Source organism: Tepiditoga spiralis (assembly GCF_014701195.1).
GTDB classification, from domain to species: Bacteria; Thermotogota; Thermotogae; order Petrotogales; family Petrotogaceae; genus Tepiditoga; species Tepiditoga spiralis.
The window spans coordinates 844,594-860,616 of the sequence record NZ_AP018712.1 but is presented as its reverse complement, the minus strand read 5'-3'; the positions used below and the strand labels follow the sequence as shown (position 1 = coordinate 860,616).

General features: G+C 25.7%; 13 protein-coding genes. All 13 read right to left on the bottom strand.

From position 1 onward, the window contains the following. Nucleotides 1-33: 33 nt before the first annotated feature. Nucleotides 34-1,329: a lipopolysaccharide biosynthesis protein RfbH gene (gene rfbH / locus IGS63_RS03925; RefSeq protein ID WP_190615705.1), complete on the bottom strand. Its 1,296-nt coding sequence runs from the start codon at nucleotides 1,327-1,329 to the stop codon at nucleotides 34-36. Continuing rightward, nucleotides 1,322-2,410, bottom strand: a complete 1,089-nt coding sequence (gene rfbG / locus IGS63_RS03920) for a CDP-glucose 4,6-dehydratase (RefSeq protein WP_198423081.1) — start codon at nucleotides 2,408-2,410, stop codon at nucleotides 1,322-1,324. The genes rfbH and rfbG overlap by 8 nt, the downstream gene beginning before the upstream one ends. 1 nt (nucleotide 2,411) lies before the next feature. Next, nucleotides 2,412-3,059 carry an HAD family hydrolase gene (locus IGS63_RS03915; protein ID WP_190615703.1) on the bottom strand — a complete coding sequence of 216 codons (648 nt, stop codon included), beginning with the start codon at nucleotides 3,057-3,059 and terminating at the stop codon, nucleotides 2,412-2,414. A 10-nt stretch (nucleotides 3,060-3,069) separates the two neighbouring features. Further along, entirely contained in the window at nucleotides 3,070-4,845 is a 1,776-nt protein-coding gene (locus tag IGS63_RS03910) for a thiamine pyrophosphate-binding protein (RefSeq protein WP_190615702.1), read from the bottom strand. A 4-nt stretch (nucleotides 4,846-4,849) separates the two neighbouring features. After that, nucleotides 4,850-5,893 (bottom strand): NAD-dependent epimerase/dehydratase family protein, encoded by a 1,044-nt coding sequence (locus IGS63_RS03905; protein ID WP_190615701.1) that lies wholly within the window; start codon nucleotides 5,891-5,893, stop codon nucleotides 4,850-4,852. Between the two features lie 3 nt (nucleotides 5,894-5,896). Further along, nucleotides 5,897-7,027 (bottom strand): radical SAM/SPASM domain-containing protein, encoded by a 1,131-nt coding sequence (locus IGS63_RS03900; protein ID WP_190615700.1) that lies wholly within the window; start codon nucleotides 7,025-7,027, stop codon nucleotides 5,897-5,899. Between the two features lie 29 nt (nucleotides 7,028-7,056). Continuing rightward, a complete protein-coding gene (locus IGS63_RS03895) occupies nucleotides 7,057-8,136 on the bottom strand; it encodes a class I SAM-dependent methyltransferase (protein WP_190615699.1) in 1,080 nt (359 codons plus the stop codon). 31 nt (nucleotides 8,137-8,167) lie between these two features. Further along, the gene (locus IGS63_RS03890; RefSeq protein ID WP_190615698.1) at nucleotides 8,168-9,490 is read right to left on the bottom strand and encodes a radical SAM protein; all 1,323 of its coding nucleotides are present in this window, start codon (nucleotides 9,488-9,490) and stop codon (nucleotides 8,168-8,170) included. 125 nt (nucleotides 9,491-9,615) lie between these two features. Next, entirely contained in the window at nucleotides 9,616-10,908 is a 1,293-nt protein-coding gene (locus IGS63_RS03885) for a radical SAM protein (protein ID WP_190615697.1), read from the bottom strand. A gap of 14 nt (nucleotides 10,909-10,922) precedes the next feature. Beyond that, entirely contained in the window at nucleotides 10,923-12,086 is a 1,164-nt protein-coding gene (locus tag IGS63_RS03880) for an iron-containing alcohol dehydrogenase (RefSeq protein ID WP_190615696.1), read from the bottom strand. Further along, the gene (locus IGS63_RS03875; protein ID WP_190615695.1) at nucleotides 12,079-13,350 is read right to left on the bottom strand and encodes a radical SAM protein; all 1,272 of its coding nucleotides are present in this window, start codon (nucleotides 13,348-13,350) and stop codon (nucleotides 12,079-12,081) included. The genes IGS63_RS03880 and IGS63_RS03875 overlap by 8 nt, the downstream gene beginning before the upstream one ends. Before the next feature lie 4 nt (nucleotides 13,351-13,354). Next, complete coding sequence (locus tag IGS63_RS03870) at nucleotides 13,355-14,491, bottom strand: FkbM family methyltransferase (protein ID WP_190615694.1); 1,137 nt, start codon at nucleotides 14,489-14,491, stop codon at nucleotides 13,355-13,357. A 10-nt stretch (nucleotides 14,492-14,501) separates the two neighbouring features. Further along, on the bottom strand, nucleotides 14,502-16,019 hold the full coding sequence (locus tag IGS63_RS03865) for an N-acetylneuraminate synthase family protein (RefSeq protein WP_190615693.1): 1,518 nt from the start codon (nucleotides 16,017-16,019) through the stop codon (nucleotides 14,502-14,504). Between the last annotated feature and the right edge of the window lie 4 nt (nucleotides 16,020-16,023).

The following is a 16,023-nucleotide window of genomic DNA, read 5'->3' as shown; positions in this document are numbered from 1 at the left end:
TTTTTTTTTATGAAAACTTTAATCTTAAAACTTTTAATTTATAAAATTTTTAAAAGTTTTTTGAATATATTCAATCATTTCATCGTTTATTCCAGGATATACTCCTATGAAAAATGTATTATTCATAATTATGTCTGTATTTGTTAATTCACCATGAATCCTATAATTTACATCTTCATATGCTGGTTGCCTTGTTAAATTTCCTCCAAATAACATTCTAGTCATTATTTTATTTTCTTCTAAATATGTTACTATATCCCAACGAGAAAATTTTTTATTTTCTTTTACTGTTATAGGAAATCCAAACCAAGATGGGTCACTTTTCGATGTAGCTTCTGGAAGTATTAAATATTCTTCAAATTGTTTAAGTCCTTCTTTTAGTAATTTAAAGTTCTTTTTCCTTTTTTCTATGAATTCAGGTAATTTTTTTAGTTGAGCAACACCAACTGCAGCTTGCATGTCTGTTAGTTTTAAATTATAACCTATATGTGAATATACATATTTATGATCATAACCAAATGGCAAAGTACCATGTTGTTGTTTAAATCTCATTCCACATGTATTGCTAAATCCAGGTTCGCAATAACAATCTCTTCCCCAATCCCTAAATGATTTTACTATTTTTTCTAATTGCAAATTATTTGTTAATACAGCTCCTCCTTCACCCATAGTTATATGATGTGCTGGATAGAAGCTTACTGTTGCTATATCTCCAAATGTTCCTACAAGTTTTCCATTATATGTTGAACCTACTGCATCACATACATCTTCTACTACCCATAAGTTGTATTTTTTAGCAACTCTCATTACTTCATCTAAGTTAAAAGGGTTCCCCAAAGTATGAGCTATCATTATTGCTTTTGTTTTTTTTGTTATTGCTTTTTCTATTTCGCTAGCTTTTATATTGTATGTTGGTATGTCTACATCAATAAATACAGGAATTGCATTATTTTGTATTATAGGATTTACTGTTGTTGGAAATCCTGCAGCTACTGTAATTATTTCATCACCTTGTTTTATTTTTCTTTCTCCTAATTTTTTTGAGGTTAATGCAGTTAATGCTAAGAAGTTTGCTGAAGAACCAGAATTTACTAAAGATACACTTTTTATTCCAAAGAACTTTGCGAATTCATATTCGAATTTTTCTGAAAATCTCCCTGTTGTTAACCATCCATCAAGTGATGATTCTACTAAATTCATATATTCTTCTTCATCAAATACTCTTCTAGCAAAGGGTATTGTTGTTTTTCCAGGTATAAATTCTTTTTTTATTTTATTTTTAGCATATTTCTTTGTAAGTTCTAATATTTCTTTTCTTAGTTTATCCATTGTTAGTCCTCCGACCAGTTTTTTTGTTTTCAAAATATTTTATTTGTTTCATACATAATTCATATACATTTTCTTTTTTATAATTTTTATACCAATCAATTGTTAGATTTATTGTTTCAGAGATATTTAATGTAGGTTCCCAATTAAGATAAAATTTTGATTTACTAATATCTAAATTTAATAATTTTGCTTCATGTGGTTGAGTGTTATTTGATAAGTCTTTCCAGAAACCATTTCCATAATTTTCTATTACTTTTTCTACTATTTCTCTTACTGTTATTATTGAATTTAAATGAGGTCCAAAATTCCATGATCCACTATATTTTTTGGGATTTTTTAATAATTTTGTACCTAATAATAAATATCCACTTAATGGTTCCAATACATTTTGCCAAGGTCTTATTGCATTTGGATTTCTTATTTCTATTGGTATGTCTTTTTCTAATGCTCTTATACAATCTGGAATTATTCTATCTTTTGCCCAATCTCCACCACCTATTACATTTCCTGCACGAACTGTTGCTATTGCTTTTTTGTGTTTATTAAACTTTTCAGGATTGAAGAATGATTTTAAATATGCATTTGAAACAATTTCACTTGCTCCTTTGCTGGCACTGTATGGATCATATCCTCCCATTGGATCATTTTCTCTATATCCCCATATCCATTCTTTATTTTCATAGCATTTATCCGAAGTTATATTTATTAAAACTTTTGATTCTTCAGTATTTTTAAATGCTTCTAATACATTTACTGTTCCCATAATATTAGTTTCAAAAGTGTCACGTGGCATTTTATATGATAATCTAACTAATGGTTGAGCTGCCATATGAAATATTATATCTGGTTTATATTTTTCAAATGTATTTTTTAAATTATCATAATTTCTAACATCGTCACGTATATCAATTATTTTTTCTGATAATTTTGATAATACAAAATTATCTTTTTGGGTATATGGATCTAAAGCATAACCTATTACTTTAGCTCCCATTTTTAATAACCATATTGTCAACCATGACCCTTTAAAACCTGTATGTCCTGTTATTAATACTTTTTTATTTTTATAGAAGTTTTTCATATTATTCACCCACAATATTAAAAATATCATCAAAAGAGTTAATAATATAAGAACAGCTGTTTTTTAGATATTCATGATTTTTACAAAAACCAAATTTAACACAGATAATATCCATATTATTATATTTTCCAGCATTTATATCACTTTCTGTATCTCCAATTATTATGCTTTCTTTTACTGGTATATTAAGCTCTCTTATTAAATACTTTAATCTTTTAGATTTTGATGGTATTTTTCCTTCAAGTGGTACACCAAAAATTTTTTGGAAATATTTTGACATGTTGAATTTTTCTATTATTTGTTCTGCAAATATTGATGGTTTTGAGGTTATAATATACATTTTTTTATTTCTTTTAAATAATATTTCTAAAGTTTTAATTACTTTTGGAAAAAGTTGTAATTTAAAAACACCCTTTGATGCATAAATTTGTCGAAAATCATTTCTTACTTTTATTTTTAATTTTGAATCTTCTTTAAATAGCATATTCATTATTTCATCTAATGTTGGCCCTATTAATTTTATAATTTCATTTTCTTCAAGAGGTTTTAAATTATTTAATTCATATGCTTTTTTCATTGAATATATTATGCCTTCAGATGTATCAAAAAGTGTTCCATCCATATCAAAAAACAAATATTTATAGGACATAACTGCCTCCTTAAAAGCTCATTATTTTATTGAATTCTTCTCTATCAAGATAAGTCCATAGATCTTCCATTGGTAATGTAATAATTTTTTCATTCTCTACTTTTGATTTTGTTCTTGGCATTGTTGTAAAGGTTTCTGGTATTTTTACATTACATATAACGGGACCATTATATTCTAATATTTCATCAATATACTTAATCAAATAATCATTATTTTTTATTTCATAAAATTTCAAATTATAAGCTTTAGAAAGTTTTTCCATAGAAGGTAAAGTTAAACCACTTTCTTCATTACTTCCTACATAATTACCCTTGAAATAATTATTTTGTGTATTAACAATTGATCCATATCCATTATTATCAAGGACAAAACATTTAAGGTTTAAGTTTAATCTTCTCAGCGTTTCTAATTCCTGAATATTCATTTGAATTCCACCATCACCTGTTATACAAACAGTTCTTCTATTTAAAGCAATAGTTCCCGCAATAGAAGCAGGTAATCCAAATCCCATAGATCCAAAACCTTCATTATTATATACCCTTTGTCCTTTTTTAACTTTGAAAGATTGCATAGTAATTTCGCTACATATTCCTGAACTTCCAGGAATAACCGCATCTTTTTCTGTTAATTTTTGAGATAAAATATCAATTAATACATAAGGATTAACAAAATCTTTTTCCTTATAATATTCTTCTAAAATAATAGGATATTTGTTTTTTAATTCTGAACAGAAATTAATCCATTTTTCTTTTTTTTCAAAAGTGATATTTTGGATTTTTTTGTTTAATATTTCTAAGAAATCATAAGCGTTTGCTTCTATTTTTAATTCTATATCCATATTCAGTTTATTAATCTCATTTATATCAATATCAACAATTACTTTTTTAGCATTTGGTGCAAAATTTTTGTGATTATATGCTGTTTGACCTGTATCCAATCTTGCACCTATGGAAATAAATAAATCGGATTTTTGTTGGATAAAATTTGCATATCTTGATGCAATAGCCCCTGGCCTTCCAAAATTTAGAGGGTCATTTTCATCTAAAAAGTCAATAACTTTCCAAGTTAATAATACTGGAATATTTAATTTTCTGATTACACTTTGAAATAATTCTTCAGCATTTCCAAGTCTTATGCCATTTCCCGCTAAAATAACAGGGCGTTTTGATTTCTTTATTAATTCAATAACTTTTTCAATAGCTATTTCTAAATTATTATTCTTTTTTTCTTCAGAAGGTATAAATCCTTTTAGATTTTTTTCATCTATAATAGCAGCTTGAACATCAAGAGGTATATCTATCCAAACTGGGCCAGGTCTTCCACTTTTTGCAAGATATACAGCTTTTTCAAGATGATAACGTATATCTTCTGGATTCATTACAGTAACAGCATATTTTGTAATAGGTTTTACAAGAGAAATAATATCTATTTCCTGAAATCCCTTTTGCCTTACACCAGAATTTCCAATCATATCTGCTCTTTTTACTTGACCTGATATCATCAACATTGGAATGAAATCTACCCATCCTGCTGCTACGCCAGTAATAGAGTTTGTTCCTCCGGGTCCAGTTGTAACTAGTCCAACAGCAATATTATTAGTTGCTTCTGCATAGGATTCAACACTTATAGAAACAGCTTGTTCATTTAGATTTGTTATATATTTTAATTTTTTATTTTTTCCAAGTGAATCCACAAGATGCATACATCCTCCTCCTGGAAACATAAAAACGTGTTTTACTCCAAGATTGGAAATAAGCTTAAAAACATAATCAGATAATTTTATCATTTTATCAACCTCTTTCTTTATAAAATCTTATGGTTTTCATTATTAAGGTATATATGTCTGTATATTCATCTACATTGAGTTCTGATTTTATTTTTTCAACAGAAGGAATATATTTATCTACATTATCATCGATTTTTGACTTTTTAATTATTATATCCACTTTAGGAGATACAGATTTTGAAACAATTTCAGCAATTTCTTTTATTGTATAATCTTTTTCCGATCCAACATTATAAATACGCATATTTTTTGAATTTAATAAAATTTTTAAAAACCATATAATAGCATCTGCAGCATATAAGTAAGATCTTATAGGAGTGCCATCGCCTTTTATAATAATGGATTTATTATTTATAGCATCTCTTATAAAATTTCCTATTGCATAATGAAGATTTAATTGAAGATAAGGTCCAACAAATGCGAAGCCTCTTGCTATAGCAACGTTGAAATTATATTCTTTTGAATATTGTAATGTCAAAAATTCTGCACTTTTTTTACCTATTGATAATGCAGCATTCGGATCATCCAAACATAAATTTCCACAATAATTTTCAGGGATTTTATCATAAAAAATAGGATGAGTTCCATAAACTTTACCGGAACTCATATATAAAAATTTTTTAATTTTTGAGTTTTTAGCGAAATCTAAAATTCTTTTTGTACCATCAGTTATTATATTAAATCGAGATATTTGGCTATCTCCACGAAACCACCCTTCTGCTGATGCGCTGGCACCATGGATAATATAAGAGAATTTTTCTTCAGGAAATTTAAAATCTCTAATATCTCCTTTATAAAAAGTAATAAATTTTTCATCATTTAAATGTGGATATAACTTTTTAAATCGTTCGGGATTTCTAGATAATATACCTATATGTATATTAAGATCTAATTTTTCATTAGCATATAACAATGTTTCAAGAAACCATTTACCAAAAAAACCAGTACCACCTGTGATAAAAATATTTTCATTTTTTAATTTGTATATATCCTTTTCTAATTTTTTTATTATAAAATCAAGATCTTCTGATAAAGGATTTTTATACATGTATTATTTCCTCCACCTTAAATATCCGTTTTTTGTTTTTTCAGCTTTTAATTCCTTTTCATTTTTTATGAAATCATTTTCATCAAACACTTTGAACCATGGTACTGGTAAAGGTTTATTTCCGTAAATTCTTTTTGAATCATATTCTTCAATAAAATGTTTATCTTCTGCAATAAGACATGTATCAACGTATTTACCAAACCATTTTATATTCAATCCTCTTTCTATAATATCTTTTAAAGGTTCTTCGAAAACATTACCTAATGATGCATGTATATATGGACATGGCATTACCTCACCATATTGAGTAACAGAAATCATTCTTTTTACTGCAATACAACCTAGATCCAAACCATATCCTGGAGTTAAATGTGTAAAAACATTATATTTTTTCTCTAAATTTCTTACATATTCCATATCTTCACGTGTAACTAGTACATCATAATTACCTTCCCAATTTCCAACTGGTTTAGCATATGTAATAAACACACCAACGTCTTTTGAATTTAGAAATTTAAGAAAATTTTCAAATTCTTGGGAATGTACTCTTTGCTTTGTAACCACAGTTTGAATAATAATATTTAATCCAGCTTTTTTTGCAGCATCTATAGCTCTTAAAGCCCTTTCATGTGAACCTTGTTTTCTTCTAAATTCATCATGTTCTTTTTCATCAAGACTATCTAAACTTAATTGTATTTTGTCTACACCTATTTCTTTTAAATGAAATGCTTTTTCTTCATCAAAAAACCATCCATTTGTATCAAGAGATATATAAAATTTTTTAGGATCAATAGCTCTAATAACATCATCTAAATCAGAAAAAACAAGAGGTTCTCCACCTGTAATTACAAAATGTGCAAGTCCCATTTCGTCTGCCTGCCTTGATAATTCTTCAACATCTTTTGGGGTGAAACTGCGTGCTTCAGGTTTTCTTAATTGAGAAATACCACAATGAGCACAATTAAAATTACATGCATAATTATATTGAAATTGTATTATTGCTATACTTTCTCCTTTTTTTACTTTTTCTTCAAATTTTAATATTTTTTCATATACATATGGTTTTGTTTCTTTTAAAAGATTTCTCTTCATACTTTCATTTTTCTGAACTTTATAATTGATTTTTTTATCCATATTTACACCTCCGCGTGTATAACAATAAATCAGTTATTTCTTATAATTTTATTTTGCTTTAATATATAATTTTTAATATCCGGGTATTCTTTTTTTAATATTTGAGCAATTTCATCCGAATAACTACCTGCCATAATTAATATCGACTTAACATTATGTTTTCTTAAATATTCAGGTGAAACAATCTTTATATGAGTAGCTGGTGTATACTTATTTTGTTTAAATGATGCAGAATCTATAATAAATTTGCATTTTTTATTTAGATTAGTCATAGCAATAATTGCCAATGCTTGATGTCCTGCACCCCATATTGCAAAATCATTATTTTCTTTTATGAAATCATCAATATTCTTTTTTAAAATAGTTTTAAAATTATCAAAATCCTCTACATTAATTAAATTTCTTTTTCTTACAATAGCAGATAATATATAATCATTCCAAATTTCATTTATTTCAAGTATTTCAAATCCACTTAATTTTAATGTAAGCTCTAATGTGTTTTTTGTAAAATATGAAAGATGATCTATGGTAAATTCAGATAACATTTTTTCTTTTAATATCATATTAAAATTAGGGACTTCTATTATTCCTATTCCATTTTCTGTAAGATTGTTCCATATACCTTTTAAAAAAATAATAGGATTTGGTATGTGTTCAAGATAATTAAAAATAAAAAAAATGTCATAAGGTTTTTTTGGAATTTTATAAATTTCATTTTCTATAAAACCCTTAAAAACTTTTAAATTCTTTTCTTTACATATTTTTATATTTTTTTCTGAAAATTCTATTCCATATATTTCAATATCTAATTCATTTAATATATCTAAATAATCACAATTTCCACAACCAATTTCTATACCTTTTTTTTTGTATAATTTGTATTTTTCAATAAATGTTTTTAATTGATGTAATCTAAATTTTTTCATTTTTGATGAAACTGATGTAGCTCTAATAACTTCTTTATAATATGAAACGGGTTCATTATCAAGTTGAACAAGCCCGCATTTACTACATTGAACTATATTTAAGGTTATTGGTTTGTCCATATTAATAATTTCTTCTGTAGGGAAGAATTGAGATCGTGAAGGCATATTTTCTATTTTAAACAAATTTATAGTTTCATTTCCGCAAATACGACATTTACGCATTATTTTCATCTTTTGAAAGTTTTGTATACGTTTTAATTTTTTTCTCTACAAACTTTGTATAATATAATGGATTAGAATATCTGTGTAAAGCATATTTTTGACATGTTTTACACAACGTATGTTCTTCTCTCAATTTGATAATTTCTTCAAATGAAGTTTCAAGATAATTATCTTCTAATTTTCTGTATATATAATCACAGCATGCCATTACGGAAAGATCCCAATTTATTACTGGAACGATTCTTTTCAAAAGACAATCTTTTTCTTTTTCTCGTTTAGCATCTTCTAACATTTCGTCAAGAGATACAAGCATTAATTCTGCTCCCTTTTTAGCATTTTCAGGTAATTTACCTGTTTCAACATATTCTAATGCATAATCGTGAAAAACTCTTGAAATAGTTAAATTAATTCTAAAACCGAGATTATCACATAATTCTTTTACTTTTATATATTCAGCAATATTTACTTTGTTTACGTGAAAATATACTTCTACTATTGTATTGGTTTTGTATTTTTCTATGTAATCATGCAATTTTAAAAGATTGTTATAAAATACATCCCATTTTCCACCTGTATGAGTTATTTCATAATGTTCAGGTCCATAACCTGATACAGAAACTCTAATTTGTGGAGGTTTAGACTTTATTACTTTCTCAAGATGTTTTTCGTAATTTAAGTTTGTTGAAATTCCACTAGCAATCCCATATTCATTATTAATTTTTATTATTTTACTTAAATCTGGATTTAATAAAGGCTCTCCCCATATATATAAATCAACAAGATATAAAAATGGCATTTCTTTGATTAATTTTTTTATTACTTTTTTATAATTTTCAATGCTCATAAATCCATTTTTTTTAAACCTATTTCTTGAATCACCTCTTGGGCAACTAATACATTTTAAATTACATGCTCCAGAAATTTCTATTACTGGATAATATGGTGTGAATTTTTGAATATTTATAAAATCTTGACCTTTTTTTAAATCATAACTTTCACATATTTTAAACATTTCTTTATTTTTTTTATCAACACTGGCAGTAAGAATATAAGCATTATTCAATAATTTTTTATTTTCTAAAACATCAATTGGATTTAGTATTGGAATATTTTCATAGGTTGTTCCAATAAGTAAAGGAGAACTATCGAGAAAAGCTTTAACATTAAAACCATTTCTTTGTAAAGCTTTTAAAAAGCCTCTTCCTTTTTGTCCAGCTCCCCATATGTATATATCTCTATTCTTAAACATTTCTTTTGCATCTTTAACTGTATATATATGATAATTTACATGAACTTTTGAATGTTGTTTTGACATAATTTTCCTCCATTTTAGTAAGATAAATTTTATAATGAAGACTTTATTTTCATTACTTCAAAAAATTTAAATCCTTATAAATGCTATATACGACATTTATTCATTCTTTTCACTTTTTAAAACTTTTAAATATTTTTTAATTTTTTTTCTACTAATTCTATATAATATAACGGATTAAAATATCTGTGTAAAGAATGTTTTTGACATGTTTTACATAGCGGATGTTCTTCTCTTAATTTAATAATTTCTTCAAATGAAATTTCAAGATAGTTATCCGCCAATTTTCTATATATATAATTACAACACGGCATTACAGAAAGATCCCAATTTATTACTGGAACAATTCTTTTTAAAAGACAATCTTTCTCTTTTTCTCGTTTTGCATCTTCCAACATTTCATCGAGGGACACAAGCATTAATTCTGTACCTTTTTTAGCATTTTCAGGTAATTTACCTGTTTCAACATATTCTAATGCATAATCGTGAAATACCATGGAAATGGTTGAATTAAGTCTAAAATTAAGATTATCACATAATTCTTTTACTTTTATATATTCTCCAATATTTATTTTATTTACGTGAAAATATACTTCTACTATTGTATTGGTTTTATATTTTTCTATATAATCATGCAATTTTAAAAGATTGTTATAAAATACATCCCATTTTCCACCTGTATGAGTTATTTCATAGTGCTCAGGTCCATAACCTGATACAGAAATTCTGATTTGTGGTGGTTTGGCTTTTATTACTTTTTCAAGGTATTTCCCGTAATTTAAATTTGTTGAAATACCACTGGCAATACCATATTCATTGTTAATTTTTATTATTTTATCTAAATCAGAGTGTAATAATGGATCTCCCCATATATATAAATCAACAAGGTATAAAAATGGCATTTCTTTGATTAATTTTTTTATTACTTTTTTATAATTTTCAATGCTCATAAATCCATTTTTTTTAAACCTATTTCTTGAATCACCTCTTGGGCAACTAATACATTTTAAATTACATGCTCCAGAAATTTCTATTACTGGATAATATGGTGTGAATTTTTGAATATTTATAAAATCTTGACCTTTTTTTAAATCATAACTTTCACATATTTTAAACATTTCTTTATTTTTTTTATCAACACTGGCAGTAAGAATATAAGCATTATTCAATAATTTTTTATTTTCTAAAACATCAATTGGATTTAGTATTGGAATATTTTCATAGGTTGTTCCAATAAGTAAAGGAGAACTATCGAGAAAAGCTTTAACATTAAAACCATTTCTTTGTAAAGCTTTTAAAAAGCCTCTTCCTTTTTGTCCAGCTCCCCATATGTATATATCTCTATTCTTAAACATTTCTTTTGCATCTTTAACTGTATATATATGATAATTTACATGAACTTTTGAATGTTGTTTTGACATAATTTTCCTCCATTCTATAAGGCTAATTTATATATATTTATAATATCTTCTTTTGACAATCGTTTTAATCTCCCTATATATTCTTTTTGAGTTGCATTTTCTACAAGTTTATCTATATTATTTTCTGTAATACCAATTTCTTTTAATGTTGTGGGCTGGCCAATTTTTTTATACCATTCTATTAATGTCTCTATACCCAATTTTGCATCAATTGATGGATTTCCTGTGTCTATATTAAATATTTTTAATGCAAATCTATCAAATCTTTCTATATGTTCATTATAATTATATTTTAGCCATGCAGGAAAGATGATAGCTAATCCTTCACCATGAGATACATCAAAAAGTGCAGAGAGAGAATGTTCTAATTCATGGCTTGACCAATCTCCTCCCTTTGTTCCAGTAGAAAGAAGTCCGTTTAATGCTAAAGTAGCACTCCACACAAGATTTGCCCTAGCGTCATAATCTTCGGGATTACCTAACAATATTTCAGTGGTTGTAATTATAGTTCTAATTATACTTTCAGCTAACTGTAACTGTATTTCATTATTTTTTGTTCCATCAAAGTAGAATTCCATTGCATGACTTATTGCATCAACAGCTCCATTTATTGTTTGTTTTTTAGGTAACGAAAATTGTACGGTAGGATCTATAATAGATACCTTAGGGTATAATGCAAGTCCTGAAGTTGTCCATTTTTGATTTGTTTTTTCATTCGTTATCACAGCATTTCCATTCATTTCAGAACCCGTTGCAGAAAGTGTTAGAATTACAAATAATGGTAAAGCTTTTTTAAATCTATTTTTTGTAGCAAAGGCATTCCAAATATAATCATCATAGAAAAATCCACCAGCAATCGCCTTAGCAGAATCAATAACGCTTCCACCACCAATAGCAAGAATTCCATCAACATTGTTTTTCTTTGCAAATTCAATTCCTTCGATTACCTTTGAGAGTCTGGGATTAGGTTTTACTCCAGAAACCTCTATAAACTCTATATTATTTTCTTTTAATGAAATTACTACTTTATCATAAACACCATTTTTCTTTATTGAACCACCACCATAATGAATTAATACCTTTTTTATATTATTTTTCTTTAATTCATCACCTATTTTTTCTATTGTCTCTTTTCCAAATATTATTTTTGTTGGATTTTGAAATATAAAATTATTCATTTTCTAACCTCCCGAGTATTCTTTCTTCTGAATACTTTCTTAGTAAAATATCAATATCTAATCTATGTAGTCCATATTTTTGACACTTTTTACAAATTTGCTGATTATGTCGCAATTTCAATAATTCATCATATGGAATATCAAGGTAATTATTATGTATTTTATTATAATATAAGTGGCATTGTAGCACAGACAAATCCCAGTTTATTATAGGAAATAATCGTTGGCATAAACAGGGCTTCCCTATTTCATTTTTTATAATTGGTATTATTTTTTCAAAATCCCATGCAAGTGAATTCAATACATTTTTTATTTTATAATTTATAATACCATATTTAAGATAATAAAGCAGGTGATTATAGGGATTTAAATATGCCCATGATGGAGATACTTTAAAATTATATTTTTTTAAATATTCTTTAATTTTCTCATAATCATTTCTATTATCCTTGTATAAGTGAAATAGAAATGAAATTTGTGTTTTTGATTTGTATAAACTTATTAAATTATATAAAAAATCAACATTATTCTTAAAAGTATCCCACGAAGCATTATCATAATATTTTGAATAATTTTTATCAAAACCACTAACAGAAATTATAATTTGTGTTGGATTAGATTTAATTAATTTTTCTATGTTTTTAGTTATTTGTAAGTTTGTTTGTATAGAGACTGGAATATATTTTTCTGATAATGTAATGATTTTATCAATTTCTGGGTTTAATAATGGTTCTCCCCATAAAGATAATTGTATATTAAATAAATTTGGTATATCCAACATTAATTTAGACAAAACTTTTCTATAGGTATAAAAATTCATTATACCTTTTTTTAACTTAAGATTTCCTTGAGGACAAAAGTTACAATTTAAATTACAGTCTCCAGATATTTCAATTATAGCTTCGGGTCTTTGTAATTTTATATATGAAATAAAGTCTTCATTTTTATTTAAATTATTATCTATACAAATTTTTTCCATTTCATGTCTGGATTGTGCCGCTGCAAGTATTAAAAATGCTTCATTTTTTTGTGCTTTTATTATTATTTTTTCAGGTGAATATACTTTTGAAGTATCTATATTTGAATTTTCTATATTTTTATTAGAATCGCAAAAACCAAAAATATTTATATTATTTTTATTTAACATGCGTTTTAAAGATCTTCCTAATTGTCCGGTACCCCATATATATATTTCTTTGTTTTTAACTAATTTTTTTAATGATTTAATATTTAATCCCCTGTTTGTTTTTAACGGTTTAAACATAAAATTATTCTCCTTTAACTGCATATAACACAGTTTCACTTATGTATCCAGTATAATTTCTCAAATATAATTGATATTTTCCATATAATGATTTTATAAATAAAGGTATTTCCCACATATGTTCCGGAGTATGATAAACACATATAGATAAATCAGGAATGTTTTCTTTTATTATTTTTTTTGCACCATATAATGCTTCTAATTCAGATCCTTCTATATCCATTTGTATAAGTGTTGGGCTATAATTTAATAAAACATCATCAAGTTTTATAACCTGTATAGCAACATTTCCATTTTTATTTACTCTACTATTTGTATTATTTCCTTCATCAAAGTAAAGTATTTTATTTTCAGAATATACACCACATGGTGAGGTTAATATATATTCTGCTATATTTTCTTTATTATTATTAAGATAATCAATTAATTTTGAATAATTATTTTTGTCGGGTTCAAAGCATACAATTGTTTCCACCTTTCCAATTTTTTGATTTAATTGCTTTATGGTATCACCATTATAGGCACCACAATTTATGAATCTATTATAATTTAGTTTTATATCATAAGGAAAATATTGGTTTTTAATATTGCCATTTGGTATAACTTGAGGTATTTTATATATATGAGTTTTAAGATATTTTATAAATATTTTTTTGCTTAAATCGTCTTTAAAATAATTAAATGTTTTTAATATTTTTTCTTTATTTTCTAAATAAAAATAAAATCCTTTTTTTTCTATTTCTTTATTAGTAAAATGTAAGTGATATTCATAAATATCATTTACAAAAATTATATTATTTAACTTTAAATTTTTTAAAGTATTAACTATTTCTTTATAATATTCTTTTTTACCAATAGTAATGATAATTACATAATTTTCTGGAATATCTATATTTAATTCTTCCGGTTTAATAACAGGAATGTTATTATAAGTTTTCTTTGATGGATTTTTATCTATAATTTTATCTATTTTAATATTTTTATATCTATTTATAACAATTGTAAAAAAAGTTATACATCCACTTCCAAAACCATATAAAACAATTTTTTTATTTTTTATAATTTCATGAATAGAATATTTTTTATTATTTGGAATATATTCTTTTATAAATAATTTTTTCAATTCTTTTTTATAATTCATTAGATCACCTTTAATATGATAATATATCTTCTGTTAAATATATTTTTGTTTTTCTATGCTTGTTACTTTGAACTTTTTCGTCATCATAATAAGAATCGTCTTTATAATGAGTAGTTGAGATTTCTTCAATAACTGCACCTTTTTTGCTATAAAATGAATGTTTTTTATTTCTTTTTACAACGATAACATCACCAGGTTTATAAGTTTTTTCTTTATCATCAATTTTAATTGTGAAATCTCCATATAATACATTGAACGTTTCTTCTTTTTGTTTATGATAATGTGTTGGGTGTTTTTGACCAGGCAATAATATTATTATTTTTTTACAATATTCTCTGTTTATTATTTCGATTATAGTTGCACCATATTCATTAAATTTATCTAATCCATAATGATGTGAAAGTTCACATAAACTATTTTCTGGTATTACAACATTGCTCTTTTTTACAATATCTAATATAGATTTTACATAGTTCTTTATCTCAGGATATAAGTCCTTTATTTCTACGTTATTTTTTTCTATAGGATCATTTTTCTTTATGTTTTCAATTGCAATAAAGTTTTTGTATTTTGACATATCATTTGCTGAATATTGTTGTTCTTGACGCGGGATTGAAAAAAACACATCATTTAAGGTGATATTTTCTCCTTTTTTAATGTCCCTTATTGCATAAATTCCTCTTTTTAAATTATGCAACGATTCAAGTTCTGCTTTTGGGAATTCATATCTTTTCCCTATTATTCCATTCATAATAAATGCATCTTTGGCTGAAAGCAGCCATTTATAAATCTGTTCTGGTTTAGCAGAATACGCATTTAATTTTATATTTTCTGTTTCTACACCAACATGTTTTTCAAATATCCAAGCACCTTTAGCAATAGTCATCTTTATGGCATCAAAATTATTAGGATCTTCATGAGTTGAAAAACCTATTGTTATATCAGAAAATTCTTTCTTTAATAAATCAATTTGGTTTAATTCTAGTTTTTCTTTAGGGGTTGGATATGAAGCAACACAATGCATAATACTTAATTCTTTATTTCTATGTTTAAAAAAGTAAACAACGTTTCTAATATCATTTAATGAGGATCCTGCGGTAGATGCAATTACCGGTTTATCATATTGGGTAATTTTTTCCAATAATGGCCAATCCGTAAATGAAGCGCTGGCTATTTTTATAATATCATAATTATGTGATATAACTCTTTCAACGGATTTTTCATCAAAAGGTGTGCACATGGATATAAATCCATTTTCTTCAACTGTTTTTTTCAATTCAAGGAAATCTTCTTCTGAAAGTCGTGTTTCAGCAAATCTTTTTATATATTTATAAGAAAAATCCTCCTTGTGATCTGGATGGATAAATGTATCCAAATCTCTGTATTGAAATTTAAATGCAAAATTAAAAACATCTTCAAACTCTTTAATTACTTTCTTAATTTTATGAATTATTCTTTTACCATGTTCAACACTACCTTGATGATTATTTGCCATTTCAAAAACAAATAATGGTTTTTCAAAAAGCATATTA

Coding starts and splice junctions, on each gene's coding strand:
- IGS63_RS03880 (WP_190615696.1), bottom strand. CDS start 12,086: ATGAATAATTTTATATTTCAAAATCCAACAAAAATAATATTTGGAAAA.
- IGS63_RS03915 (WP_190615703.1), bottom strand. CDS start 3,059: ATGTCCTATAAATATTTGTTTTTTGATATGGATGGAACACTTTTTGAT.
- IGS63_RS03875 (WP_190615695.1), bottom strand. CDS start 13,350: ATGTTTAAACCGTTAAAAACAAACAGGGGATTAAATATTAAATCATTA.
- IGS63_RS03905 (WP_190615701.1), bottom strand. CDS start 5,893: ATGTATAAAAATCCTTTATCAGAAGATCTTGATTTTATAATAAAAAAA.
- IGS63_RS03910 (WP_190615702.1), bottom strand. CDS start 4,845: ATGATAAAATTATCTGATTATGTTTTTAAGCTTATTTCCAATCTTGGA.
- rfbH (WP_190615705.1), bottom strand. CDS start 1,329: ATGGATAAACTAAGAAAAGAAATATTAGAACTTACAAAGAAATATGCT.
- IGS63_RS03890 (WP_190615698.1), bottom strand. CDS start 9,490: ATGTCAAAACAACATTCAAAAGTTCATGTAAATTATCATATATATACA.
- IGS63_RS03885 (WP_190615697.1), bottom strand. CDS start 10,908: ATGTCAAAACAACATTCAAAAGTTCATGTAAATTATCATATATATACA.
- IGS63_RS03865 (WP_190615693.1), bottom strand. CDS start 16,019: ATGCTTTTTGAAAAACCATTATTTGTTTTTGAAATGGCAAATAATCAT.
- rfbG (WP_198423081.1), bottom strand. CDS start 2,410: ATGAAAAACTTCTATAAAAATAAAAAAGTATTAATAACAGGACATACA.
- IGS63_RS03900 (WP_190615700.1), bottom strand. CDS start 7,027: ATGGATAAAAAAATCAATTATAAAGTTCAGAAAAATGAAAGTATGAAG.
- IGS63_RS03870 (WP_190615694.1), bottom strand. CDS start 14,491: ATGAATTATAAAAAAGAATTGAAAAAATTATTTATAAAAGAATATATT.